We start from the raw sequence: 26255 nt of genomic DNA on the forward strand, positions 1-26255 counted from the left end.
CTGGCAGTGATCCGACACCCGGCGCAGAGGCCAGGCTCGAAATGTTGAACTAGACGATTTTGCCACACGCCTGCATTTGCTGCAACCCGGGCGTGTCGCGGATGTCAGACGGCTTCGACGACCGGTGCGGGCCGGAACCACGGCGGGTAGACGGCGACGCGCGGCGCCTCGGCTCCCAGCTCGGCGAGCGTCTCCTTCACGGCGTCGCGGACCTTGTCGTTCGGGACGCCGACGAGCGTCACCGAGGAGAAGGGCACGGAACCGGGCACGAGCACTTCTGGAGCGAGCAGGTCGGGGTCCTTGAGGCTGAACCGGCGGACCATCGACGATGCGTCGTCGAGCCCTGCGGCCGCACGCACGCCCTCGACGGCCGCGTCCCCCTCGGTCACGACGAAGTCGTCGCCGAGCGAGGCGACGGGAACCACGAGCATGACGAAGTCGATGGCACGGGCCTCACGTGCCGCATCCGACCACTCGTAGCCCTCGGCTCCGGTACGGACGGCGTCCCAGGCGGTCGCATGAGGCGACAACGAGAACGGCACGTGCGCGGCGACGGGCTGACCCGACGCGGTCGTGACGGAGGCGCGGAGGGCCCGCGTCGCCTCGGAGCTGACGTCGAGCACGGGAGTCGCGCCGGCCTGCAGCGCGCCGGCCTCGAGGATGCCGGGCAGGTTGGACACGTGCGTCCAGTGGTAGGCACGCTGGGTCGAGAACTCGGGGACGGGGGTGGCGGCCGCCTGCGCGGCCACGGCGACAGCGGCCGAGTCACGGGCGAGTGCGGGCGTGCTGCGCAGCGACTCGGGCTTGCGGTTGGAGGGGCGGCGGCGGGTGGTGACCGACCGTGCGGCGGTCGAGGGCATGCCGTCGGCGACGCCCTCGCGCTTGCGGGGAGCGCAGATGTCGCACAACTCTCGCTCGAATCCGTGGATGCACTCGTCAGTCACTGCAGTTGTTCCTCTCGGGCGACCCGAACGGGACGCGACCCTCTAGGTTACGTCACGACGCGCACCGTTCGCAGACCGCGGACCACCTCGGGTGTGCGACGGCTCAGCGGAACAGCAATGCCCGGACCTCGGATTCGGCCGCGTGCAGGCGGGCCGGATCGATGGTCTCCCCGTGCCGGTACGCATCGACCAGTCGGGGATCGACGTACGACGACTTCGCGATGGCCGGGGTGTTGCCGAGCACGGCGGCGGCGTCCCGCATCGCCTGGGCGAGGGACTTCGACTGCCGGGAGGCCGCCGCCTGCGGCCCGGAGCGGGCCAGGCTGACGGCGGCGGCGACGGTGCCGTGCAGGGTGCGGAAGTCCTTGGCGGTGAACTCGTCGCCGGCCCTCTCCTTGACGTAGTCGTTGATCTCGGTCGCTCGTAGCGGGTGCCAGGCCGCGCGCGCCTCCCCCGCTCCCCCGCCGTCGGCCTTCCAGGCGAGCAACCGGGCCCGCCCGCCCCGCCGCTTGAGGCTGCGGACGACGGCCGCGAGGTCGGCGTCGTGGATCTCGGAGTCCCAGTCCTGACCGCTCTTGCCGGGGAACGCCAGCGAGACCGTGTCGCCGGAGACGGTCGCGTGCGCGCAAAGCAGGGTCGACAAGCCGTGGCTGCCGTGCTCCTGGGCGTAGCGCTCGGAGCCCACCCGGAGGGAGCCCGTGTCGAGCATGCGGAAGGCGGCGGCCAGGACCCGCTCACGGCCGGCCCCCTGGACGCGCAGGTCGTGCGTCACGAATCGGCGGGCGGTCGGCAGCGACTCCGCGAGGGCGAGTGCCCGGTCGAACTTGATGCGGTCCTTCTGCTCACGCCACGTCGGGTGGTAGATGTACTGACGCCGACCTGCAGCGTCCACTCCCGTGGCCTGGATGTGGCCGTTCTCGTAAGGGGAGATCCAGACGTCGGTCCAAGCCGGTGGGATGGCGAGGTGCTCGATGCGGGCCCGCAGCTCGGCGTCGGCGACGGCGGTCCCGTCGGCCGTCCGGTACGAGAACCCTCGTCCTGCCCGGACCCGCGTCAGCCCGGGTCGGCTCGAATCGGTCCTCCGGAGGCGCGGCATCGGTCGAGTGAACACCGCGCGTCGTCGAGGGGCCTGGGCGGGGTACAGCGAAGCCCCCGCTCGACGGCGGGGGCATCGCTCACGCCCTACTGGTTGCCCAGCTTCTTGTCGGCCTGCTCCTTGGCCTGCTGGATCTTGTCGGCGTGCTTGCCGCCGGTGGCCTTGTCGGCCGCGGAGGCGACCGCGTCGAGGATGTTGTCGCTGACGCCCTCGGCCTTCTCGCTCTTGAGCGCCTCCTGGACCTTTCCGTCCTTGAGGAAGGCCTGGGCCTTCTTGGTGATGTCGTCGAAACCTGCCATGACGTCCTCCCGTCGGCGCCGGTCCGTCCGACGTCTCCCCCATCGTGCCCTGCCGACGCGAAAGAGGCCAGGCCCCGAAGGGCCTGACCTCTCTCGTCAGATCAGCAGTTCTGCGTGAACAGGACTTACTTGTTGATCTTGGTGACCGTACCGGCACCGACCGTGCGACCACCCTCACGGATGGCGAAGCGCAGACCGGCTTCCATGGCGATCGGCTGGATCAGCTGGACGCTGATCTCGGTCGTGTCGCCGGGCATGACCATCTCGGTGCCCTCGGGCAGCGTGATGACACCCGTGACGTCGGTGGTGCGGAAGTAGAACTGCGGACGGTAGTTCGCGTAGAACGGGTTGTGACGCCCACCCTCGTCCTTCGACAGGATGTAGACGTTCGCCTCGAACTCGGTGTGCGGCGTGACCGAACCGGGCTTGACGACGACCTGGCCGCGCTCGACGTCCTCGCGCTTGGTGCCGCGGAGGAGGAGACCGGTGTTGTCGCCGGCCTGAGCCGAGTCGAGCAGCTTGCGGAACATCTCGATGCCGGTGACGGTGGTCTTGACGGTCGGGCGGATGCCGACGATCTCGACCTCTTCGTTGACGTTGAGCTGACCGCGCTCGACACGACCGGTGACGACGGTGCCACGACCGGTGATCGTGAAGACGTCCTCGATGGGCATGAGGAAGGGCTGGTCGGTGGCGCGAACGGGCTCGGGCACGTTCTCGTCGACGGCGTTCATCAGCTCGGCGACCGTCTCGGCCCACTTCTCGTCACCCTCGAGGGCCTTGAGAGCGGAGACCTGGACGATCGGGGCGTTGTCGCCGTCGAACTCCTGGCTCGAGAGGAGCTCGCGGACCTCGAGCTCGACGAGCTCCATGATCTCTTCGTCATCGACCATGTCGGCCTTGTTCAGCGCGACGACGATGTAGGGCACGCCGACCTGGCGGGCGAGCAGGACGTGCTCACGCGTCTGGGGCATGGGACCGTCGGTGGCGGCGACGACGAGGATCGCGCCGTCCATCTGAGCCGCACCGGTGATCATGTTCTTGACGTAGTCGGCGTGGCCGGGAGCGTCGACGTGAGCGTAGTGGCGCTTCTCGGTCTGGTACTCGACGTGCGAGATGTTGATCGTGATGCCGCGCTGCTTCTCTTCAGGCGAGTTGTCGATCTGGTCGAACGCCGACGCCGTGTTGAGGGTGGGGTACTTGTCGTGCAGGACCTTGGTGATCGCCGCGGTGAGCGTGGTCTTGCCGTGGTCGACGTGACCGATGGTTCCGATGTTGACGTGCGGCTTGGTCCGCTCGAACTTGGCCTTAGCCACTGTGGGTCCTCCTCAGGACTCGGTTGCAGTGCGGCCCGGGGGCCGGGTCGATGACCCGGCCTACCGGTCGCCCTGCGGATTGGTGTGTGTACATGTTACGCGGTCGTCGGACGACCACGCGGTTCAGGACTATTCGCCCTTGTTCTTCTGGATGATCTCTTCGGCGACGGCCGAGGGCACCTCTTGGTACGACTCGAACGTCATCGAGTAGACGGCCCGGCCCGAGGTCTTCGACCGCAGGTCTCCGACGTAACCGAACATCTCCGACAGCGGCACGCTGGCCCGAACGACCTTCACACCACTGGCGTCTTCCATCGACGAGATCTGCCCGCGTCGCGAGCTGAGGTCGCCGATGACGTCGCCCATGTATTCCTCGGGCGTACGGACCTCGACCGCCATGAGCGGCTCGAGGAGAACGGGCTGGGCCTTGCGAGCCGCCTCTTTGTAGGCGATCGACCCAGCGATCTTGAACGCCATCTCGGACGAGTCGACGTCGTGCGCCGCACCGTCGAGCAGCAGCGCGCGGACGCCCACCGTCGGGTAGCCGGCGAGCACGCCGACCTGCATGGCGTCCTGGATGCCGGCATCGACCGAGGGGATGTACTCGCGGGGGATGCGGCCACCGGTGACCTTGTTGACGAACTCGTAGGTCGACTCGGCCGTGACCTCGAAGGGCTCGAGAGCGATCTGCACCTTGGCGAACTGACCCGAACCACCGGTCTGCTTCTTGTGGGTGTAGTCGTAGCGCTCGATGCCCTTCTTGAGGGTCTCGCGGTACGCGACCTGGGGCTTGCCCACGTTGGCCTCGACGTTGAACTCGCGCTTCATGCGGTCGACCAGGATGTCGAGGTGGAGCTCGCCCATGCCCTTGATGACCGTCTGGCCCGTCTCGGCGTTGAGCTCGACGCGGAACGTCGGGTCTTCTTCGGCGAGCTTCTGGATGGCCAGCGACAGCTTCTCTTGGTCGGCCTTGGTCTTCGGCTCGATCGCGACCTCGATGACGGGCTCGGGGAACGTCATCGACTCGAGGACGATCTGCTCGGACGGGTCGCAGAGGGTGTCACCCGTGGTGGTGAACTTGAGCCCGATGACGGCGTAGATGTGACCGGCGGTCACGCTGTCGACGGGGTTCTCCTTGTTCGAGTGCATCTGGAAGATCTTGCCGATGCGCTCTTTCTTGTCCTTGGTCGAGTTGATGACCTGGGCGCCGGACTCGATGGAGCCCGAGTAGACGCGGACGTAGGTGAGACGACCGAAGAAGGGGTGCACCGCGACCTTGAAGGCGAGAGCCGAGAAGGGCTCGGTCGACTCGGGCTTGCGGATGATGATCTTCTCGGCGTCGCGGACGTCGTGACCCTCCATGGGAGGCACGTCGAGCGGCGAGGGCAGGTAGTCGATGACCGCGTCGAGCATGGGCTGCACGCCGCGGTTCTTGAAGGCCGAACCACAGAAGATCGGGTAGAGCTCGGAGTTGACCGTCATCTTGCGGACGGCGCCCTTGATCTCGGCGATCGTGAGCTCTTCGCCACCGAAGTACTTCTCGAGCAGCACGTCGTCGGACTCGGCGACGGTCTCGAGGAGCTTGGCGCGGTACTCCGCCGCCTTCTCCTTGAGGTCTTCGGGGATCTCTTCGATCTCGTACTTCGCACCCAGCTCGACGTCACCCTTGGCGTCACCACGCCACGTGAGGGCACGCATCTCGACCAGGTCGACGACGCCCTCGAAGGAGCTCTCGGCACCGATCGGGAGCTGCATCACCAGCGGCTTGGCGCCGAGGCGGTTGATGATCGTGTCGACCGTGAAGTAGAAGTCGGCACCGAGCTTGTCCATCTTGTTGACGAAGCAGATGCGCGGCACGTCGTACTTGTCGGCCTGACGCCACACGGTCTCGGACTGGGGCTCGACGCCCTCTTTTCCGTCGAAGACGGCGACGGCACCGTCGAGCACGCGGAGCGAACGCTCGACCTCGACCGTGAAGTCGACGTGTCCCGGGGTGTCGATGATGTTGATCTGGTTCTTGTTCCAGAAGCAGGTCGTCGCCGCCGAGGTGATCGTGATGCCACGCTCTTGCTCTTGCGCCATCCAGTCCATGGTGGCCGCACCGTCGTGCACCTCACCGATCTTGTGGGTGATGCCCGTGTAGTACAGGATGCGCTCGGTGGTCGTCGTCTTGCCAGCATCGATGTGCGCCATGATGCCGATGTTGCGGACCTTGTTCAGGTCGGTGAGCACGTCCTGTGCCACAGGTTCCTCCGAAGGGGTAGGTGGGGAAGTTGGGGGGACGAGGAGGTGCGGTGCGCGTCGTGCGCACACCGCGCCTCCTCGTGCCGGTTACCAGCGGTAGTGCGCGAAGGCCTTGTTCGACTCGGCCATCTTGTGAGTGTCTTCGCGACGCTTGACAGCGGCGCCCAGACCGTTCGACGCGTCGAGGATCTCGTTCATGAGACGCTCGGTCATCGTCTTCTCGCGACGGGCCTTGGCGTAGCTGGTGAGCCAGCGGAGGGCCAGGGTGTTGGCGCGGTGGGGCTTGACCTCGACGGGGACCTGGTAGGTCGAACCGCCGACGCGACGCGAGCGGACCTCGAGCGTGGGGCGCACGTTGTCGAGCGCCTTCTTCAGCGTGGCCACTGCATCTTGGTCGTTCTTGGCGGTGACGCCGGCGAGAGCACCGTAGACGATGCGCTCGGCCAGGCCCTTCTTGCCGTCGAGGAGGATCTTGTTGACGAGCTGGCTGACGATCGGCGCACCGTAGACCGGGTCGGCGACGACAGGGCGCTTGGGAGCGGGTCCTTTACGAGGCATTACTTCTTCTCTGCTTTCGCTCCGTAGCGGCTGCGGGCCTGCTTGCGGTTCTTGACGGCCTGGGTGTCGAGCGCGCCACGGACGATCTTGTAGCGCACGCCGGGGAGGTCTTTCACACGACCGCCGCGGACGAGCACCATCGAGTGCTCCTGCAGGTTGTGGCCCTCGCCGGGGATGTAGGCGGTGACCTCGGTGCCGTTGGAGAGCTTGACGCGGGCGACCTTGCGGAGCGCCGAGTTCGGCTTCTTGGGGGTGGTGGTGTACACACGGGTGCACACGCCACGCTGCTGGGGGTTGGCCTTCAGGGCGGGGGCCTTGGTCTTGACGACCTTCGGCGTGCGTCCCTTGCGGACCAGCTGCTGAATAGTTGGCACTGGTTCTCCTCATCGGATCTCGACGCTGCCCTTGCGAACACGCCGAGTCGCGCTGCTCTCGCATCGCTCTGCTCTGTCCGGCTGATCAGCCGGCATCCTCGTCTCGGTGATCGAGACGGTCTGCCCGTCTCGGCCGCGAGGTCGAGGGGGCTTTTTATTCGGGCGCGCGGTCAGGCGCACACCCGAAAGAGCTTATCTTGAGGTAGGGCCTTAATCAAATGGTCGAGGGTCGGAACGCCCCGGGTCGATGCGCGACACCGCCAGCGTGCCCCCGACCACGAGTCCGGCGCAGACAGCCGAACCGATCACGAACGGCGACACGGCGTACCGGGCGGCGAAGAGCAGCACCCAGACGAGCTCTTCTCGCACGAGGCCGTAGACGACTCCCCCGACGGCGAGCATCGACACGTAGACGAGCGCGGCCGTGAGGAGCGCGGCGACGAGGAGGTGCGGTGCGGGCCCGCGAGGGCCGGCCACCTCGTCACCGGTGACGGAGCGGGACCCACCCGCGCCGGCCGGGCGGGCGAACACGACGGGCTGGGCGGGGAACGTGCCCCGCACCTCCGGAGCCCTGTCGTCGCGGGCGTCGGAGAGCGCCGCCGACCGCAGCAGCGACAGCAGCACGACGAGCACGGCGGCGGCGACCATCAACGGGCCGAGCAGGGTGCCGGCGTCGGGTTCGTCGATGGGGTCGCGGTCGAGGAGCAGCGCCTCGAACCCCGCCACCATGATGACGAGCGCACCGAAGAGGACGGTGCCCATGACGGCGTAGACGGCTCGGGACATCCTCCGAGGCTACGCGCCCGCGGGGGTGCGGGGGCGCGCGCCTACTCGCCCGCGGCCGTGTCCGAGCTCGCGTCGTCGGCGCCCTCGGCCGTGGTGGCGGGGGTCTCGGCGGCCTGGTCGGCCTGGGTGGCGGCGGCGTCCTGGAGGACGTAGACGAGGCCGCCGACGGTCCACTGGTCGGGGACGGCGTTCGTCGAACCACCCTCGGACGAACCCGAGCTGGCGAAGTTCGTCACGAGGAACAGCCGCGAACCCTGCTGCAGTCGGCCGAGGAAGTCGCGGGCCTGCTGGTAGCTGCCCTTGACGGTCACCGTGATCGGGATCGACGAGAAGTTCGCCGCGGTGATCTGCGGATCGGTGACGAGGTCGGGCGCCGCGGCGATCGGGGCCGTTGCCTCGGCCGTGGCACCGTCGGCGGCCGTCGAGTCCGTCGCCGCCGAGTCGGTGGCGGTGGCGTCCGCAGCAGGTGCCGCCGGAGCGTACGCCACGGCGTCGGACGTCGTGAAGGCTGTCACGGTCGTCCCGGTCTCAGAGGCCAGCTGGCTGATCTCGGTGAGGAACGCCGGGAGGGTCGCCTGGGACGGCACCGAGGTCTGCAGTGCGGCGAGCTCGGACTGCAACGCGGGCAGCTTCTCGTTGTCGGCCTTCAGGGTGGCGAGGCCGGCACGGAGGGTGGCGTTCTGCTCGTCGACCGAGGCGGTCTGCTGGGACGCCGTGGAGGCGGCGGTGAGCTGCGGCTGGACCCCGAGCACGAACCCCAGGGCCAGGACGACCACGCCGGTCAGGACGGCGATGATCATCTTCAAGCGGTTGCGGTCCATGGTCATTCGTCCTTCGAAGCGGCGAAGCGTCCCGAGAACGCGTCGGCGGTGATGTGCATGGTGACGTCGGCTTTGTAGGTGCCTTCTTCGAGGGTGACCGAACCGGGTTGGGCGTCGGCGAAGCCCGGCAGGGTGGCGAGGCCGTTGAGCCAGTCGGGCACCGACGGCAGCGTCGGGCTGGTCGCCTGGAAGGTGAGGGTGGCGACGCGGGAGCCCTGGAGCGGAGCCGTCGGCTGGGCGTACTGCACGAGCGGCGAGGCCTGGTCGAGCGAGACGCCGACGATGGTGACGCCCACGGGCAGGGTGGCCTGCACCTTCTCGAGGTAGGCCGGCCAATCGATGTCCGTGCTTCCGCCGACGGTCTGGGCCGCGGCGGCCAGGCTCACCTGCGCCTGCGTCGAGCGGACGTCGGCGAAGGCGCCCTGCTCCATCAGCAGGGTCTGCGTCTCGCCCTGGGCGACCATGAGGTCGTCCTCGGCGTTCATCCGCTCGAGGAAGGCCGCACCCGATCCGATCCCGACCACGACGGCGACCACGACGACGCCGGCCCAGACCCGACGGGTCAGGGCGGCGGCGCGACGCTCCGCGCGGACCTCGGGAGGCAGCAGGTCGACGCGGGGCGCGCCTCCCACGGTGATGCCGGTGTCTTTTCCGCGGGTTCTCATGCTGCGCTCCCCAGGGCCAGGCCGAGGGCCACGGTCAGGTCGGTCGACCGCGACCGCAGGGCGGCCTCGTCGAGGTTCTTCGCGAAGCCCACCGTCGCGAACGGGTCGGCGAGGGCCACCGGCAGGCGGGTGACCTCGCTGAGCGCCTCGGGCAGGCCCGGCAGGGCCGCTCCCCCGCCGGCGATCATGATGCCCGCGACGGTCTCGGTCGGGCGGGTGTTGACGTAGTACTGGATCGTGTTGCGCAGGCTGCCGAGCAACTCGTTGACGGACTCGAAGATGGCGGACGACGCGGCCTGCTCGTCGGGCGTCGTGACGGTCGTGGCGAGGCCACGGCCGAACTTGATGCCCTCGGCGACCTGGGTCGAGACCTCGAGCTTCGACGCGACGGCCTGCGTGACGTCGTCGCCCCCCGAGGGGATGATGCGGACGAACTGCGGGACCCCGTCGGCGATCATGATCACGGAGGTCGTGCTGTGACCGATCTCGACGAGCGCGACCGTGCCCGCGATGCGCGGGCGGGTGACGAGGAGGCGCGTGTTCGAGAACGGGATCAGGTCGACCCCCAGCGTGGTCAGGCCGGCGAGCTTGCTCGCCTGGACGTTGCCGAGGACGGCGTCCTTGACCGCCGCGATCAGCAGCCCGTGGACGACGGGACCGTTCTCGCCGAGCCCCTCGGCGTACGGGTAGAAGTCGAGGAGGGCGTCGGCGACCGGGACGGGCAGCATGTCCTGCACCTGGAACGGCAGCATCTCGCGGATGCGCTTGTGCGACGCCTTGGGCACGGTCATGTCGCGCGCGAGCACCCGCTGGTTGCCCATGCCCAGCACGACGCGCTTGCTCTTGAAGCCCCCGGCCGACCACAGCTGCTTGAGCGTGCCGGCCATGGTCTGCGACTCGATCACCTCTCCGCGGCTCGCCGCACCGTCGGGCAGGGACACCTCGCTGAACCGGACGATGGTCGGCTTGGCCTTGTCGACGTCGGCGACCTCGACCGCCCGCACGAAGCGGCTGCCGATGTCGATGCCCACGATGTTCTTGCCCATCAGTTCTGCTCTCTGTCAGCTCGCCCGGTCATGCCAGGCCGAGGAGGGTGAGGTACGCCGTGGCGACGGTGCCGCCGGCGAAGACGCCGACCCAGGCGCCCGCGAGCATCCAGGGGCCGAAGGGGATGCCACCGGTGCGTTCGACGCGTCGGGTGACCAGGAGGACGACGGCGAACAGGCCGCCGAGCAGGAACGCCGCGAAGGCACCCACGGCGAACTCGCCCCAGCCGAGCCAGGCGAGGTACAGGCCGAGCACGCCGGCGAGCTTGACGTCGCCGAAGCCCATGCCACCCGGGTACGACAGGGCGGCGATCAGGTAGAAGGCGAAGAGGGAGGCCAGGCCGATGGCGGCGCGGACGAGCGCCGGCCAGTCCCCCACGAGGATGCTCGACGCCGCGAGGAGGACGCCCCCGACCGCGTAGGACGGCAGGACGATCGCGTCCGGCAGCCGGTGGTGTTCGAGGTCGATGACGGCGAGCGCGACGCTCACACCGGCCAGCCAGAGGAAGGCGACGAGGGACAGGAGGCGCGCCACGAGCGGCAGCGCCTCGGTCGGCACGCCGACGAGCGGCCACAGGCGGGCGGCGACGAGCACGAAGAACAGGCCGGTGGCCAGCTCGACGATCGGGTACCGGGCCGAGATGGACGTGCGGCAGTCACGGCACTTGCCGCCGAGGGCGAGCCAGCTGACCACGGGGACGTTGTCGCGTCGACGGATCGGGGTCCCGCAGCCCGGGCAGGCGCTCGCGGGTCGCGCGACCGAGAGGCCGGCGGGGACGCGGTACACGACGACGTTGAGGAACGATCCGATGGCGAGGCCGAGCGCCGCGGTGAGCGACAGGGGGAAGACGAGGGCGATCACTTGATCTCGACCCCCGCGGCGGTGAAGGCGGTCTTGCTCTCGACGAGCTGGCTGATGCCGTAGCTGGTCGACACCGGTGACAGGAACTTCGGCGGGGCCATGAACTCCATGCGGGTGTCGTACTTGTAGGCCTTCGTGTAGCCCGTGACGACGGCGCCGCCCGACGTCGTCGCGACCGGCCCGCGGAACTTCTGGGCGATGGCCCCGTTGATGATCAACTTGCCCTTGGGGTAACCGTTGTCGAGGTTGTAGTTCTGCACGGTGAAGGTGTGCGCGACCGACAGGATGGCAGCGCTGACGGTGCGGTCGGTCTTGCTGCGGTCGAGCAGGGTGGAGGTCGTCACGTCGCGGGTCTGGGTGCAGGTGTAGACGAAGAAGCCGTTGCGGCAGGTGGCGTTGTAGGTCTCGGTCGTGGTCGTCGTCTTGACCGGGTTGTGCACGAAGACGGCGTTCTGCCCGACGAGACCGAGCATGTCTGCTGCCTGGTCGACGTAGGTGAGGTTGCCCGTGATGTACACGTAGTTCGCCGCGGCGACCGTGACGTTGCCCTTGAGCGCACCCTTGACGAAGACGTCACCCTTGGTGCAGCCGTACGAGATCGTGTCGCCCGAGGTCACCGGGGGCGTCTCGCCGACGACCGGGAATCCGACGCCGTTGCCCGGGGTCGTCCCATCCGCACCGGTGCACGAGAAGCTCGTGGGCGCCTTCTTCGGGAAGTTCGGGTCGGAAGTCAACGAGGGGACGTCCTGGACGAAGATCAGGTTGTTGGCGATCACGGGCATGGTCTGGCCGCCCGGGCTGCCGAGCGTGCCTCCTGAGCTGCTGAAGCCCGGCGTGCCGCAGCCGGACGCGACGGAACCACCCGTGGCGGGCTCGCCGCTGACGTTGGTCGCCACGGTGTACGGCGAGTAGACGCTCATCGTTCCGCCCGAGTTGAACGTGATGGTCGTCGGACCGGTGAAGAGGCAGCCCGGGCGGGGCACGGTCGAGCTCGTGAGGTCGGACCGCACTTCTTGGCGCAGGCTCTGGTTGGTCGCGGGCATGTCGACGCGCTTGGCGAAGAGAGGGTAGTTCGGGTTGACGAACTTGGGTGTGCCACAGCCCGACGGGGTGCTGTACCGGGGACTGTCGGGATTGGCGCTCGTCACCGCTCCGTTGAAGGTGGCGCCGCAGATCAGCAGGGTGTCGTTGCTGTGGAGGGGGCCGTCGATGACGTCGGCCGAACCGAACTGCAGGGTCGTGCAGGCGGGACGGTCGGTGACCGCCCACTCGTAGGCCGGGGTGCACGAGGTGTTCGACAGCTGAGGGTCGAACAGCTCGTAGTCGGTGAAGTACAGGAAGTCGATGAAGCCCTTCTGCTTCAGGCCGGCCACGACGGTACGCGTCGTCGTGCCCACCTTGCCCGTGGCGCGCAGGCGCAGGATGCCGGACTTCGAGTAGGCCGAGTTGTCGACCTCGTACCGGTACGACGACGTGGGGCTGCCCGCCACGGGCATCCAGGTGCCCGCCGCACCCACGCCGAAGGCCGGGTTGCCGGCCGCGCCCGTGAAGGTGCTCGTCTTGCTGAACTCGGTTCCCTTGACGCCGTACTGCGGGTACGTGTTGTCGTTGGCGAGTTTGCTCTGGTAGTCCTCGACGCCGGCGTAGGCGGCGGCGATCGCGGCGTTGAAGTCGGAGTCGGTGCGTGACGCTGTCGCGCCACTGATCGCGACCGAGACCATCGTGGCGCTCAGGAGCAGCAGGACTGCCCCCAATCCGATGACGGTGATGAGGGCGACGCCCCGTTCGCCGTCCTGGCGAGCGCGGGCCCAGCGGCGACCGAGCCGGGCGTGCAGCAGCGTGATCATCTCGACTCCTACGACGTCAGGTTGGGCAGGCCGACCGTGTTGGTCAGGACGGTGGACTTCGACAGATCGGCGGACGAGCCGACCTGCAGCGAGACCTGCACGGCCGAGATGCCCCGGACCAGGCCGATCGGCACGGCTCCCGCGGTCAGCGGGATCGTCGAGCCCCCCGAGTCGACGTAGCGGAACAGCGCGGGTGCACCCTGCGCCGTGCCCACGACGGGCGAGGCGATCGTACGGACCGAGCTCGGGGTGGTCTGGAACCCCCAGTAGCCGCCGCCGAGGTCGTACGACGCCCAGGTGGTCTCGACGAGCTTGCCGTCGACGACCTTGAACTCGACGGTCACGGGTTTCTCCTCGGACGACGCGAGGTTGACGTAGGCGTAGATCTTGAGGCTCTGGTCGGTCGCCGTGACGAACGCGGCGTCGGCGATGTTCGAGGTCGAGACCGGGTTGTTCGTCGCGGCCCGGACGGTGCGGGTGACCTCTGTCATGCCGACCGTGGCCGTACGGGTGGCGGCGTCGATCGTGCGGCTCGAGGCCGAGGCACGGTACGCCGTGACGACGAAGCCCCCGGTGAGGGCCATGAGGACGGCGAAGAGCGCCATCGCGACGAGCATCTCGGCGAGCGAGATGCCCCGTTCGGGCTGGTCGACGAGCCGGCGCAGGCGGCGGGCGAGGGCGATGGTCATCAGCCGGCCGGTCGGGGGTCGAGGGTGGCCGCACCGGTCGACTTGTCGATCGTGCCGCGGGTGCGGATCGCGTCGGCGTCGAGGGTGACCGGGCTCTGCGCCGTCACGACGCCGAGGAGGTCGAGCACGACGACGGAGAACTTCCAGGTGCCGAACGGCAGCGCCACGTCTTTCTGGCCACTGACGGTGAAGGTGTAGGCCTTGTTCGTGTTGCAGCCCGGGTCACCGTTGGCCTTGGTGCCGACCGAGGTGGCGACGACCGTGGCCGTGCCGTTCATCTTCGGCAGGCGCACGACACCCATCGGGACGTCGACCGTGGCGGTGCCGCCGGGTGGCGCGGCGACTGCCGTGAGCGGCTGGCCGGCACCGTTTCCGGGAGTCGCGGCCCAGGCCGACGGGTCGACGTCGACGCACGGCGTGTTCGTGACGACGCCCTTGTCGTCCTTGATCGGGGCGACGTAGCCCCCGGCCATGACGGTGTAGGCCACGGGGAAGAGGGTCGCGGGGTTCGCGGCGGACTTGACCGTCTGGACCCCGCCGAGGGTGCTGACGAACGTGGTCTCGAGGTCGGTCGGCAACAGGACGCTGCTGCTGTAGTTCGAGGCGTACTTGAGCGTGTACGTGGCGGCCGTGTCGTAGGTGAAGCTGACCGACGACGAGGTGCCGGCCTTGACGACGACGGGCGTGGTCTTCGGGGCGGCGACCTGCTTGATGTCGAGGTTGCCCGACTCGACGACGCCGACGGAGTAGTTGCCCGGCTTCACCTTGAGCGCGTACGTGCAGCCCTGGGTGTTCGTGACGGCCGGGGTCGTGGGCGCCGAGGCGCCGTTCGGCACGGCCGCCGGCGCGATGGCGACGGCGACGCCCGGATTGCCGGTGCCGCCGGCGCCGGTGACCTTGACGACGATCGTGCCGAGGGCCGGGTCGTTGATGCGGTCGCTCGGGGCGAGCACGGTCTCGGTCGTCACGGGTGCGGTGATCGACCGCTGGCCGGTGTAGCTGACGCTGATCGTGACGGCTTTGTACTGCAGGGTTCCGGTACCGGTGCCGCAGTCGGTGACGGTCGAGGTCGAGTCGACCCAGCGCACGGTCTGCGACAGACGGAAGTCGATGCCCGAGACCCTGCTGTCGATCTCCTTGGCGTCGACCGTGAAGACGTTCTGGGTGGCCCGCACCAGGTCGACCTGCTGCGCGGCGAGGTTGGTGGCGATCGCCCGCGCCCGCGACTCGCGGGTCAGGACGAGCGCGTTGGTGATCGAGTAGGCGACACCGACCGAGATGATCGCGAAGACCATCATGGCGACCATCACCTCGACGAGGGTCAGGCCCGCGTCGCGGTCGACGTCCTCGGACGGACGGAGGCGCTGGCTGAGCTTCTGGAACATGGTGGTCACCTCCCGGTCGGGTCGAGGGTGGAACTCTTGTGGGTTGCAGAGATGAGCGGCGCGGGGGCAGATCCCCCGCGCCGCCCAGTCCGTACTACGGCGTGGTAGCGGCGCTCGGAGCGGCGAAGGCACCGGCAGAGGTGCAGGTTCCCTTGTCCACGCCAGATCGGTCGCTGGCGGCGAACGTGTCTCCACCGGTCCCCGTCCGCGGTGCCGACACACAGAAAGCGGTCTTGTCGGTCGAGACCACCAGCGTGATGGCGCCCGTGTTCGACCCCTTGGTCAGGCCAGCCTTAGCCAGGTCAGCGTTCTGGCCCGTTCCTGCCGGGTCCAGGGTGCCCGCAGTCGGCAGCGCGCCCGTGTTGGTCTGGTAGGCGATGACGGCAGTCTTGGCATTGGTCAGGTCGCTCTTGACCGACGAGTCCTTGGCGTTGTTCTGCACGCCGAGGTACACCGGGATGGCGATCGCGGCGAGGATGCCGATGATGATGACGACGACGAGGAGCTCGATCAGGGTGAAGCCCTTGTCCTTGTCTTCGGTGAGGTTCTGGCGGCGGGCGCTGAGCTTGCCCATGAGGGTGAAGTACATGTCGCTGGTCCTGTTCGATCGGGTGCGGGAGTGATGCCCGGTGAGGGGGTGAGGCGGTCACTGAGCTCCCGCCGAGATCGATGGTGCCACCTGGGAAAGTGCCCCAGAATCCCTTGGAAGGGGGGTTTTGGCCTGCGACACGGCCCCAGTTCGGGTATCCCCCGAAAGGCCGGAAATCGCTGGTCAACACCCGTTTGCGGGGTAGACCGCACGGTCGCCGGACGTCCGGGACGAGAAGGAGGCGCGAGCCGGCCTCGTGAGCCGGCCCGCGCCTCCTGCGGGGGTGCCTGGTGCGTTACTTGATCAGCGAGGTGATCTGGAAGATGGGCAGGTACAGCGCCACGATCATGCCGCCGACGACGACGCCGAGGAAGGCGATCAGGAGGGGCTCGATCAGGGCCGTCAGCGACTCGGTCGTCGACTTGACCTCTTGGTCGTAGAAGTCCGCGACCTTCTCGAGCATCGTCTGCAGCGAACCCGAGTCCTCGCCGACCGAGATCATCTGCGTGACCATCGACGGGAAGACGCCCGACTCGGTCAGCGGGCCGGCGATGGACTCGCCCTGCCGCACCGACTCGGCGACCTTGACCAGCGCCTCCTCGAGCACGTAGTTGCCCGACACCTCGCCCACGATGCGCAGGGCCGTGAGGATGGGCACGCCGGCGCCGATCATGTTCGAGAAGTTGCGGCTGAACCGCGCGATCGCGATCTTCCGGAACAGTGCACCGAAGACGGGCAGCTTCAGCTTCAGCGGGTCGAGGAACGCCCGAACCTTGACCGAGTTCTTGTTCGTCCGCCACCAGATCGAGAACGCGATCCCCACGACGATGCCGGCCGGCACGACGTACGGCATCGCCCGCGACGCGTAGACGAGCATCATCGTCGGCAACGGCAGCTGACCGCCGAGGTTGGTGAACATGTCCTGGAAGATCGGGACGATGAACAGCAGCATGATGACGACCGCGACGAGCGACATGACGAGCACGACGACGGGGTAGGTCATGGCCGACTTGATCGTCGACCGCAGCGCCACCTCCTTCTCGAAGTTCTCGGCCGTCGACTCGAGCGCCTTGTCGAGGAACCCGCCGGTCTCGCCCGCCTTGATCATGTTGATCATCAGCGGAGGGAAGTCCTTGTCGTGCTTGCCGACCGCGTCCGAGAACGAGACGCCGGTCTCGACGTCGTCGCGCACCTCGGCCATGATCTTGGCCAGCCGCTTGTTGTCGACCTGGTCGGCGAGGATCGTCAGGGTGCGCAGCAGCGACAGCCCCGAACCGATCATGGTCGCCATCTGGCGCGACATGACCGCGATGTCCTTCATCTTGACCGCACGGTCGCCGAGCCCGGGGATCGACACCTCGCGCTGCAGGCCGGTGCCGGCACCCGCCTCGCTGATCGAGATCGGCTGCACGCCCATCGTGCGGAGGCGGGTGATGACCGCGCCCTCGCTCGACGCGTCGACCTTGCCCTTGACGACCTTGCCGGCCCCGTCACGCCCCTTGTAGGCGTAGGCGACTGCCCCGGCCATCAGGCGGCCCCGCCCGAGAACGAGTCGCCGAAGTCGATGCCGCTGTCGAGCCCCTGGCTCTCGGACTTGTTGATCACTCGCGTCACGAGGCGGTCGAACCCTTCACGGTCGTGCACCTTCTCCATCGCGGCCTTGTGCGTCACGACGCCGGTGTTCACCAGGTCGGCGAGCTTCTGGTCCATCGTGTGCATGCCGAGGTCGCGGCCCGCCTGCATCGACGACGCGATCTGGTACGTCTTGCCCTCGCGCACGAGGTTGCCGATGGCCGGGGTCATCATCATGATCTCGGTCGCCACGACCCGGCCGCGGCCGCTGGCCTTGGGCAGCAGCGTCTGGCAGACGACGCCCTGCAGCGTCGAGGCGAGCTGGGTGCGCACCTGGTCCTGCTGGTACGGCGGGAACACGTCGATGACGCGGTCGATGGTCTGCGCCGCGCTCTGCGTGTGCAGCGTCGCGAAGACGAGGTGGCCGGTCTCGGCGGCGGTCAGCGCGACCGAGATGGTCTCGAGGTCGCGGAGCTCGCCGATGAGGATGACGTCGGGGTCCTGCCGCAGCACGTGCTTGAGCGCCGCCGCGAAGCTGTGGGTGTCGTGCCCGACCTCTCGCTGGTTCACGAGCGACTTCTTGTGCTGGTGCATGAACTCGATCGGGTCCTCGACCGTCACGATGTGGTCGGCCCGCGTGCGGTTGACGAGGTCGATCAGCGCCGCGAGGGTCGTCGACTTGCCCGAACCCGTGGGGCCCGTGACGAGCACGAGACCGCGCGGGAGCTTGGCGAAGGTCGACACCGACTCGGGCACGCCCAGGTCGCCGAGCTGCTTGATCTCGGTGGGGATCAACCGGAAAGCCGCCCCCAACGAGCCGCGCTGCTGGTAGAAGTTCACGCGGAAACGCGACTCGTCCGAGAGCGAGTAGGCGAAGTCGAGCTCGAGCTCCTCGTCGAAGCGCTGCTGCTGCTCGGGCGTGAGCAGGCTCTCCAGCGCCGTGCGGACGATGGCCGCGTCCCAGACGGTGCCTCCGGAGAGGGCGGGTCGGAGGTCGCCGTCGACGCGGATCGTGGGCATGGCGTCGGTGGTGACGTGCAGGTCGGAGGCGTTCTGCAGCACGACCTGGATCAGCGCCGAGACGAGCCCGGCGTGCGCGTGGTCGCGCGGGTGGCGGTGCAACTCGATGCCGTGGAAGTCGGCCGCGTCCTCGGCCGTCGCGAGGACGGCGGTCGGCGCGTCGGCGGCGACGTGCTGCGGAGCCGGCGCGTCCCAGGGGGCCGTCGCGGTCGGGCCGGCCGAGGCGCCGGCAGGGCTCGGCAGGACGACGCCCTCAGCGGCGAACGGCGAGGACGACGCGAGCGACGCCGACGTGGCCGTCGTGCCGGCCGGGGCTCCGACCGCGGCCGGGTTCGCGACGGCGGGGGCGGGGGCGGCGAGGTCCGTCGCGGAACCGGCCCGCGCCTCCTGCAGGGGGGACGCCTGAGCCCGGGAGGCGCGGATCGGCTCCTCGAAGCGCGGGTCGACCCAGCCGGGTCGCGGCGTCGACGGGAGCACGTGGCCGGCGGGGGGCGGGCTGAGCGGTGCCGGGGCGGCTGCCGCGGGCGACGTGACCACGGAGGAGGGCGCGGAGACCGACGACGGGGCCACGGCCGATCGGGGCAGGACGGGCGAGGGGCCGGTGTCGGGGACGAGCAGGGCCTCCTGGTCGGCCAGCGCGGCCTTGTCGACCAGCGCCTCGGCCAGCCGCGCGGCACGACGGCTCGAGGGGGCACGCGTGGGCGTCCAGCCCATGACCGGGTCCTGGCCTCCGTCGAGGCTGTAGACGGGGCCCGTCGCGGCACCCCCGGGCGACGCGGGAGCGGACGGGAACGGCGACGCGTCGGCCGGAGCCGTCGACGACGCGGTCGCGGAGCCGGTCGCGGTCGCGGAGCCGGTCGCGGTCGCGGTGGCGGACCGGACCTCGTTGCCCGGACGGCCCGGCGTCCACCCCGCGAGGGCGGCGTCCTCGGCGGCTGCGTCGTCGGGGATGTCGTAGATCGAAGCGCTCATGAGAGGGGCTCCTCGTGGTCGGTCCGGGCTCGGCCGGAGGCGGGCGTCACGCGACGACCCGCAGGATCTCTTCGACGCTGGTGAGGCCGAGCTTGGCCTTCTCCCATCCGTCCTGACGCAGGCTCAACATGCCCTGCTCGCGGGCGACCCGGCCGATCTCGGCGCTGGACGCACGGCTCACCGCGAGCCGCTCGATGTCCTCGGAGACGCTCATCACCTCGTGCAGCGCGATGCGGCCGCGGTAGCCCGTGTTCGAGCACTGCTGGCAGCCCACCGGCTGGTACACCGTGGGGTTCTCGTCGGGCTCGACCCGGAACTTCAGGTGCGCCAGCTGCAACGGGGAGTAGGCCGTGGGCGTCTTGCACCGGTCGCAGAGCCGGCGCGCGAGGCGCTGGGCGACGACGCAGTCGATGGCCGACCCGACGAGGAAGGGCTCGATGCCCATCTCGGTGAGTCGGGTGATCGCGCTCGGGGCGTCGTTCGTGTGCAACGTGCTCAACACGAGGTGGCCGGTCAGCGACGCCTCGATCGCGATCTGCGCCGTCTCGTGGTCGCGGATCTCGCCGAGCAGGACGACGTCGGGGTCGGACCGCAGGATGCTGCGGAGCGCACTCGCGAAGGTCAGGCCCGCCTTGGGGTTGACCTGCACCTGGTTGATGCCCTTCATCCGGTACTCGACCGGGTCCTCGACCGTGATGACGTTGATCTCGGGACGGGCGACGGCGTTCAGCGTCGTGTACAGCGTCGTCGACTTGCCGGAACCCGTGGGGCCGGTGACGAGGATCATGCCGTAGGGCTTCGAGTACGACTCGGCGTAGACGTCGAAGTTGCGCTCGAGCAGGTTGAGGTCGCGCAGGCTCATCGAGGTGTTCGAGTTGTCGAGGATGCGCATCACGACCTTCTCGCCCCAGACGGTCGGCAGCGTCGCCACCCGCAGGTCGATCTGCCGGCCGCCGTGGCGGACCGACATGCGGCCGTCCTGCGGCTTGCGGCGCTCGGCGATGTCGATCTCGCTCATGATCTTGAGGCGCGAGATCACGCCGTTCTGGATCGCCTTGGGCGCCGGCTGCATCTCGTGCAGCACGCCGTCGATGCGGTACCGGATGCGCACGTCGGTCTCGGACGGCTCGATGTGGATGTCGGAGGCGTGGTCGGTGATCGCCTGGCTGACGAGCAGGTTGACGAACCGGACGATCGGCACGTCGTCGTCGGGGCCGTCCGTGATGTCGGCCGCCGTCTCGTGTGCCCTCTCCTCTTCGAGGGTCGACGTCAGGTCGTTCAGCTCGTCGTCGGCACGCAGGTACCGGTCGATGGCGGCGCGCAGGTCGTTCTTCTCGGCGACGACGGGGTCGACGCCCATGCGCAGGCCGGCGCGGACGTCGTCGATGGCGAAGACGTCGCCCGGGTCCTCCATGGCGAGGATCAACGCACCGTCGCGCACGCCGATCGGCAGGACCTTGTGCCGTCGGCACACGGCCGCGGGCACCATCGTCACGGCCGAGCGGTCGACCGGGTAGTCGATCAGCTCGACGAAGTCGAGGTCGGCGGCGGTGGCCCGGGCCCTCGCCACCTGCATCTCGGTGACGACGCCCCGCGAGAGGAGGTCGCGGATGGACGCCTCTTCCTCGGCAGGGCCGCGCGGGATCACGTCGAGCTGCTCGATCGGCAACAGCCCGTGCAAGATCAGGATCTCGGTCATGGAAGCCACGCGTACCTCCTCGGAAGTACAGGGCCTCGGGGGTAGGACGACGAGGCCGTTCGACGCTCGGGGTCGGGTCCGAGCTTGCCTCACGCTACGGTGGCGACGCCGTCGGCGGCACGTCCCAGAGCGGGTGCCCCTCGAAGGGGTGCGCCGGTCGCCCCCCGGTCGGACTCAGTAGGCGCGGACCACCGTGGCGGAGCGCCTCGCGGCGACGAACCCGGCCCGGTCGTAGAGCCCCAGGGCGCCCGTCGGGCTCACGGAGTCGACGTCGAGCACGGTGACCTCGAGCCCCTCGGCGACGTGCGCCTCCAGCGTCGACGCGAGCAGGGACTGCGCGAGGTGTCGTCCCCGCCAGGAGCGCCGGACGCCGACGTACTCGACGTAGGCGCACCGCCGCCCCAGGGCCGCCCAGTCCTCGGGGTCGACGTCGCTCAGCACGAACGCGACGACCTGCTCGGCGGCCTCGGGGTCGTCGAGGGGACGGGCGACGGCCAGCAGCGAGAGGTCCTGCCGGAACGTGCCGGCACCGACCATCCGCCCCCATCGCTCCTCGCTCGTCGGCTGGCTGCCCCAGTGGTCACGGAAGGCGTCGTTGCGGGCCTGGCGCGTCGCCTCGACCCACTCGTCGGTCATCGTGACCAGGCGGACGGCCGGGTCGAGCGCGACGCGCTCGACCGGTTCCGTCAGGTCGCGCCGCAGCTCGGTCCACCACCGCGACTCGTCGAACCCCGCCCGACGGAACGCCGCCCGCGTGGCGAGGGCGTCCTCCTCGACGTCGGTCACGAGACCGGCCGGCAGCACCTCGTCACAGGTGGCCAGGTGCTGCTCGCCCCGGACCCGTTGCCAGTCCAGGAGGCGGCGACCGAGACCCTCGCCGCGTCGGCCGGGGTCGACACCGCCGGGGACCCCCACCCGCACGAGGCTGACCCGCGTCGGGCCGAGGTGGCTGAGGCCCCAGGCGACGAAGCGGCCGTCGGCGTCCACCCCGACGATGCTGTCCCGCACGAGGTCGATGCCGGGCGACGTGAGGTCGTCACGCACGACCTCGAGCGCATGGCCGCGGTCGGGGTGGTCGACCGACCCCATGCGGGCACAGAGCGCGTGCAGGGGCACGAGGTCGTCGAGGGTGAGCGGTCGCCAGGTGACACCGGCGACGGGCTCCGGTGACGCCACGACGTCGGGTGCCGTCACCCGCTCGCGGACGGGGCGGTCGGCCGTGCCGATGCCGACCCCCTCGGCGGCCTCGCCTCGGGCGACGACGACCGGGGGCGGTGTGGCCGGTGCTCCGACGGCGGCGGCAGTGGCGGCGACGCCGGTCGTCAGGGTGGCGGTCTCGTCGGGCTGGTCGTCAGGCATCCCTCCATCCTGCCGGGTCGGCTCCCGCCGTCGCCTCAGCCCGACGGGGGAACACCCGCTCGCGTCGCCGCTCGGACCGGGAGGGGACGACGAAGGGCCCCGGTCCGCACGGAGTGCGAGCCGGGGCCCTTCGAGGTGAGGCCCTCAGGAGGCGCGGTGGGGGTCAGACCCTCACCGCGCCTCCTGACGGGATTCTCAGTTGTAGGTGCCGGGGGTGAAGTCGTCCGACGAGAAGGAGTCGAAGTCCACGAAGCTCAGGTCGGCTTCGTTGAACGACGCGTCGTCGGTGAAGACGCGGTTGGGGTACCGCTCCGCCTTCGCTTCTTCCGTCGCCTCGACCGACACGTCGCGGTAACGCGACAGGCCGGTGCCCGCGGGGATGAGCTTTCCGATGATGACGTTCTCCTTCAGACCGACCAGCGGGTCGCTCTTGCCTTCCATGGCGGCCTGCGTCAGGACGCGGGTCGTCTCCTGGAAGGACGCGGCGGACAGCCACGACTCGGTCGCCAGCGAGGCCTTCGTGATGCCCATGACCTCTTGACGAGCGGACGCGGTCCGCTTGCCCTCGGTCAGTGCCGCACGGTTGATCTCGTTGTACTTCGACCGGTCGACGAGCTCACCGGGCAGCAGGTCGGTGTCGGCGTGGTCGACGACGGTGACCTTGCGGAGCATCTGACGGACGATGACCTCGATGTGCTTGTCGTGGATCGGCACGCCCTGCGAGCGGTAGACGTCCTGGACGCCACCCACGAGGTGCTGCTGCACCGCACGGACGCCCTTGACGCGCAGGACCTCTTTCGGGTCCACCGCACCGGCGATGATCTGCTCACCGAGCTCGACGTGCTGACCGTCCTCGACGAGGAGGGTCGAACGCTTGAGCACGGGGTAGATCACTTCTTCGTCGCCGTTGTCGGGCTGCAGGATGACGCGGCGAGCCTTGTCGGTGTCCTCGATCGTGATGCGACCGGCCGAGTCGGCGATCGGGGACGCACCCTTGGGGGTACGCGCCTCGAACAGCTCGGTCACGCGGGGCAGACCCTGCGTGATGTCGTCGGCCGAGGCCGAACCACCGGTGTGGAAGGTACGCATGGTCAGCTGCGTGCCGGGCTCACCGATCGACTGGGCCGCGATGATGCCGACGGCCTCACCGATGTCGACCAGGTTGCCGGTGGCCAGCGAGCGGCCGTAGCACTGGGCGCAGACACCGACGGCGGCCTCGCAGGTGAGGACGGAGCGGACCTTGATGGTCTCGACACCGGCCGCCACGAGCTCGTCGATCAGGACGTCTCCGACGTCGGCGCCGGCCTCGGCCAGCACCGTGCCCTTCGCGTCCACCGCGGCAGCCGCGAGCGACCGTGCGAACACGGTGTTCTCGACGGTCGCGTCGCGCACCATGACGCCGTTGGCGTCGGGTGCGGCGATCGGCATCTCGAGGCCACGCGAGGTGCCGCAGTCGTCCTCACGGATGATGACGTCCTGCGACACGTCGACGAGACGACGGGTCAGGTACCCCGAGTCGGCCGTACGGAGGGCCGTGTCGGCCAGACCCTTGCGGGCACCGTGCGTCGCGATGAAGTACTCGGCCACCGACAGACCCTCACGGTACGAGGAGATGATCGGGCGGGGGATGATGTCACCCTTCGGGTTGTTCACCAGGCCTCGCATGCCGGCGATGTTGCGCACCTGCAGCCAGTTACCACGAGCACCCGACGTCACCATGCGGTTGATGGTGTTGTCGATCGGGAAGTTCGCGCGCATCTCGGCGGCGACCTCGTTCGTGGCCTCCGTCCAGATCTTGATCAGGTCGGCGCGACGCTCGGCGTCCGAGATCAAGCCCTTGTCGAACTCGGACTGCACGGCGGCGGCCTGCTTCTCGTAACCCGCGACGATCTCGGGCTTGCGCGGAGGCGTGAGCACGTCGGACAGCGCGACGGTGACACCCGAACGCGAGGCCCAGTAGAAGCCCGCGTCCTTGATGTTGTCGAGTGCCGCCGCGACGGCGACCTTCGGGTAGCGCTCGGCGAGGTCGTTGACGATCGTCGAGAGCATGCCCTTGTCGGTCACCTGCTGGACGAACGGGTAGTCCGCCGGCAGGTTCTCGTTGAAGAGCGCGCGACCGAGGGTCGTCTCGAGCAGGATGTCCTGCCCGACCTCGTAGCCCTCGGGAGCCTCGCCCTCGGCGAAGTGCACGCCGTTCATGCGGATCTTGACCATCGCGTTGAGGTCGAGCGTGCCCTGGTCCTTCGCGAGGATCGCCTCGGCGACCGACGAGAAGGCTCGGCCTTCACCCTCGGCACCCTCGGTGACCGTCGTGAGGTAGTGCAGACCGATGATCATGTCCTGTGCGGGCAGGGTCACCGGACGGCCGTCGGACGGCTTCAGGATGTTGTTCGACGCGAGCATCAGGATGCGCGCCTCGGCCTGGGCCTCGACGGACAGCGGCAGGTGCACGGCCATCTGGTCACCGTCGAAGTCGGCGTTGAACGCCGCGCAGACGAGCGGGTGCAGCTGGATGGCCTTGCCCTCGACCAGCTGGGGCTCGAACGCCTGGATGCCGAGACGGTGCAGCGTGGGCGCACGGTTCAGCAGCACGGGGCGCTCGCGGATGATCTCTTCGAGGACGTCCCAGACCTGCGGGCGCGAACGCTCGACCATGCGCTTGGCCGACTTGATGTTCTGAGCGTGGCTCAGGTCGATCAGGCGCTTGATGACGAACGGCTTGAACAGCTCGAGGGCCATCTGCTTGGGCAGACCGCACTGGTGCAGCTTCAGCGTCGGGCCGACGATGATGACCGAACGACCCGAGTAGTCGACGCGCTTGCCGAGCAGGTTCTGGCGGAAGCGACCCTGCTTTCCCTTGAGCATGTCGCTCAGGGACTTCAGGGCGCGGTTGCCGGTACCCGTGACGGGACGACCGCGACGACCGTTGTCGAACAGGGCGTCGACGGCCTCTTGCAGCATGCGCTTCTCGTTGTTCACGATGATCTCGGGAGCACCGAGGTCGAGCAGGCGACGGAGGCGGTTGTTGCGGTTGATCACGCGACGGTAGAGGTCGTTCAGGTCGCTGGTCGCGAAGCGGCCACCGTCCAATTGCACCATCGGGCGCAGCTCGGGCGGGATGACCGGGACGACGTCGAGGACCATGGCGGCCGGCGAGTTGCCGGTGGCCAGGAACGAGCTCACGACGCGCAGGCGCTTGATGGCGCGGATCTTCTTCTGACCCTTGCCCTCGGAGATCTGCAGGTGGAGGTTCTCGGCCTCGGTGGTGAGGTCGAAGCCCTCGAGGCGCTTCTTGATCGCCTCGGCGCCCATGTGGGCCTCGAAGTAGATGCCGAAGCGGTCCTGCAGCTCGTGGAAGACGGCGTCCTCGGGCTTGAGGTCGCCGACCTTGAGGTTGCGGAAGTCCTCCCAGACGCGCTCGAGGCGGTTGATGTCCTCGTCGAACGACTTGCGCGTCTGCGACATCTCTTTCTCGGCGCCGTCCTTCGCACGACGCTTCTGGTCGCTCTTCGCGCCTTCTTCCTCGAGGACGGCCAGGTCGTCCTCGAGCTTCTGGAGGCGGTCGGCGATGCGCGTGTCGCGCTGCGACTCGAGCTGCTTGATCTCGAGGCGGAGCTCGTTCTCGAGCCCGGGCATGTCGGCGTGACGGCCCTCTTCGTCGATCGAGATGACCATGTAGGCCGCGAAGTAGATGACCTTCTCGAGGTCCTTCGGTGCCATGTCGAGCAGGTAGCCCAAGCGCGAGGGGACGCCCTTGAAGTACCAGATGTGCGTGACGGGAGCGGCGAGCTCGATGTGGCCCATGCGCTCACGACGCACGGACGACTTCGTGACCTCGACGCCGCAGCGCTCGCAGACGATGCCCTTGAAGCGGACGCGCTTGTACTTGCCGCACGCGCACTCCCAGTCACGCGACGGCCCGAAGATCTGCTCTCCGAAGAGGCCGTCCTTCTCGGGCTTCAGCGTGCGGTAGTTGATGGTCTCCGGCTTCTTGACCTCACCGTGCGACCAGGCGCGGATGTTCTCGGCAGTGGCGAGGCCGATCCGCAGCTCATCGAAAGTTGTTGCTTCGATCAAAATTTAATCCCTTGTCAGATGTATCGACGTGTCGT

21 protein-coding genes are annotated in these 26255 nt (G+C 68.9%); all 21 read right to left on the minus strand.

The annotated features are described in order from the left end of the window. Positions 1–104: 104 nt before the first annotated feature. The 21 genes from ASL10_RS01455 to ASL10_RS01555 all read right to left on the minus strand — a co-directional run bounded on the left by ASL10_RS01455 (position 105) and on the right by ASL10_RS01555 (position 26220). Positions 105–944 carry a DarT ssDNA thymidine ADP-ribosyltransferase family protein gene (locus ASL10_RS01455; protein ID WP_056043568.1) on the minus strand — a complete coding sequence of 280 codons (840 nt, stop codon included), beginning with the start codon at positions 942–944 and terminating at the stop codon, positions 105–107. 103 nt (positions 945–1047) lie between these two features. Continuing rightward, complete coding sequence (locus tag ASL10_RS01460) at positions 1048–2040, minus strand: DNA topoisomerase IB (protein WP_056043571.1); 993 nt, start codon at positions 2038–2040, stop codon at positions 1048–1050. Between the two features lie 86 nt (positions 2041–2126). Then, the gene (locus ASL10_RS01465; RefSeq protein ID WP_056043574.1) at positions 2127–2339 is read right to left on the minus strand and encodes an Rv0909 family putative TA system antitoxin; all 213 of its coding nucleotides are present in this window, start codon (positions 2337–2339) and stop codon (positions 2127–2129) included. A 125-nt stretch (positions 2340–2464) separates the two neighbouring features. Next, entirely contained in the window at positions 2465–3655 is a 1191-nt protein-coding gene (gene tuf, locus ASL10_RS01470; protein WP_043593375.1) for an elongation factor Tu, read from the minus strand. 129 nt (positions 3656–3784) lie between these two features. After that, positions 3785–5899: an elongation factor G gene (gene fusA / locus ASL10_RS01475; protein ID WP_056043577.1), complete on the minus strand. Its 2115-nt coding sequence runs from the start codon at positions 5897–5899 to the stop codon at positions 3785–3787. Positions 5900–5986: 87 nt separating this feature from the next. After that, positions 5987–6457 (minus strand): 30S ribosomal protein S7, encoded by a 471-nt coding sequence (gene rpsG, locus ASL10_RS01480; protein WP_043593378.1) that lies wholly within the window; start codon positions 6455–6457, stop codon positions 5987–5989. After that, positions 6457–6831, minus strand: a complete 375-nt coding sequence (gene rpsL / locus ASL10_RS01485) for a 30S ribosomal protein S12 (RefSeq protein ID WP_056043579.1) — start codon at positions 6829–6831, stop codon at positions 6457–6459. Before rpsL ends, rpsG begins: the two co-directional genes overlap by 1 nt. Positions 6832–7041: 210 nt before the next feature. Then, complete coding sequence (locus tag ASL10_RS01490) at positions 7042–7617, minus strand: DUF6121 family protein (RefSeq protein ID WP_056043581.1); 576 nt, start codon at positions 7615–7617, stop codon at positions 7042–7044. 41 nt (positions 7618–7658) lie between these two features. Then, complete coding sequence (gene pilO / locus ASL10_RS01495) at positions 7659–8438, minus strand: type 4a pilus biogenesis protein PilO (protein WP_056043584.1); 780 nt, start codon at positions 8436–8438, stop codon at positions 7659–7661. Between the two features lie 2 nt (positions 8439–8440). Beyond that, positions 8441–9103 carry a hypothetical protein gene (locus ASL10_RS01500; protein ID WP_123571292.1) on the minus strand — a complete coding sequence of 221 codons (663 nt, stop codon included), beginning with the start codon at positions 9101–9103 and terminating at the stop codon, positions 8441–8443. Next, complete coding sequence (gene pilM, locus ASL10_RS01505; RefSeq protein WP_056043589.1) at positions 9100–10149, minus strand: type IV pilus assembly protein PilM; 1050 nt, start codon at positions 10147–10149, stop codon at positions 9100–9102. Before pilM ends, ASL10_RS01500 begins: the two co-directional genes overlap by 4 nt. Before the next feature lie 28 nt (positions 10150–10177). Next, positions 10178–11011, minus strand: a complete 834-nt coding sequence (locus tag ASL10_RS01510) for an A24 family peptidase (RefSeq protein ID WP_056043591.1) — start codon at positions 11009–11011, stop codon at positions 10178–10180. Beyond that, positions 11008–12858: a hypothetical protein gene (locus ASL10_RS01515; protein ID WP_056043593.1), complete on the minus strand. Its 1851-nt coding sequence runs from the start codon at positions 12856–12858 to the stop codon at positions 11008–11010. Before ASL10_RS01515 ends, ASL10_RS01510 begins: the two co-directional genes overlap by 4 nt. Positions 12859–12866: 8 nt before the next feature. After that, positions 12867–13547 (minus strand): type II secretion system protein J, encoded by a 681-nt coding sequence (locus ASL10_RS01520; RefSeq protein ID WP_056043596.1) that lies wholly within the window; start codon positions 13545–13547, stop codon positions 12867–12869. Further along, a complete protein-coding gene (locus ASL10_RS01525) occupies positions 13547–14932 on the minus strand; it encodes a prepilin-type N-terminal cleavage/methylation domain-containing protein (protein WP_157485178.1) in 1386 nt (461 codons plus the stop codon). Before ASL10_RS01525 ends, ASL10_RS01520 begins: the two co-directional genes overlap by 1 nt. 94 nt (positions 14933–15026) lie before the next feature. After that, the gene (locus ASL10_RS16685) at positions 15027–15521 is read right to left on the minus strand and encodes a prepilin-type N-terminal cleavage/methylation domain-containing protein (protein WP_082460061.1); all 495 of its coding nucleotides are present in this window, start codon (positions 15519–15521) and stop codon (positions 15027–15029) included. 295 nt (positions 15522–15816) lie between these two features. Further along, a complete protein-coding gene (locus ASL10_RS01535) occupies positions 15817–17049 on the minus strand; it encodes a type II secretion system F family protein (protein WP_056043602.1) in 1233 nt (410 codons plus the stop codon). Beyond that, positions 17049–19085 (minus strand): type IV pilus twitching motility protein PilT, encoded by a 2037-nt coding sequence (locus ASL10_RS16665; protein WP_304437898.1) that lies wholly within the window; start codon positions 19083–19085, stop codon positions 17049–17051. Before ASL10_RS16665 ends, ASL10_RS01535 begins: the two co-directional genes overlap by 1 nt. Before the next feature lie 46 nt (positions 19086–19131). Next, on the minus strand, positions 19132–20793 hold the full coding sequence (locus ASL10_RS01545) for a GspE/PulE family protein (RefSeq protein WP_056043605.1): 1662 nt from the start codon (positions 20791–20793) through the stop codon (positions 19132–19134). A 165-nt stretch (positions 20794–20958) separates the two neighbouring features. Beyond that, positions 20959–22143, minus strand: a complete 1185-nt coding sequence (locus ASL10_RS01550) for an N-acetyltransferase (protein ID WP_056043608.1) — start codon at positions 22141–22143, stop codon at positions 20959–20961. Between the two features lie 195 nt (positions 22144–22338). Beyond that, positions 22339–26220, minus strand: a complete 3882-nt coding sequence (locus ASL10_RS01555) for a DNA-directed RNA polymerase subunit beta' (RefSeq protein ID WP_056043611.1) — start codon at positions 26218–26220, stop codon at positions 22339–22341. Between the last annotated feature and the right edge of the window lie 35 nt (positions 26221–26255).

The sequence above is a fragment of the Frigoribacterium sp. Leaf8 genome (genome assembly GCF_001421165.1).
In the GTDB taxonomy this organism is placed as follows: domain Bacteria; phylum Actinomycetota; class Actinomycetes; order Actinomycetales; family Microbacteriaceae; genus Frigoribacterium.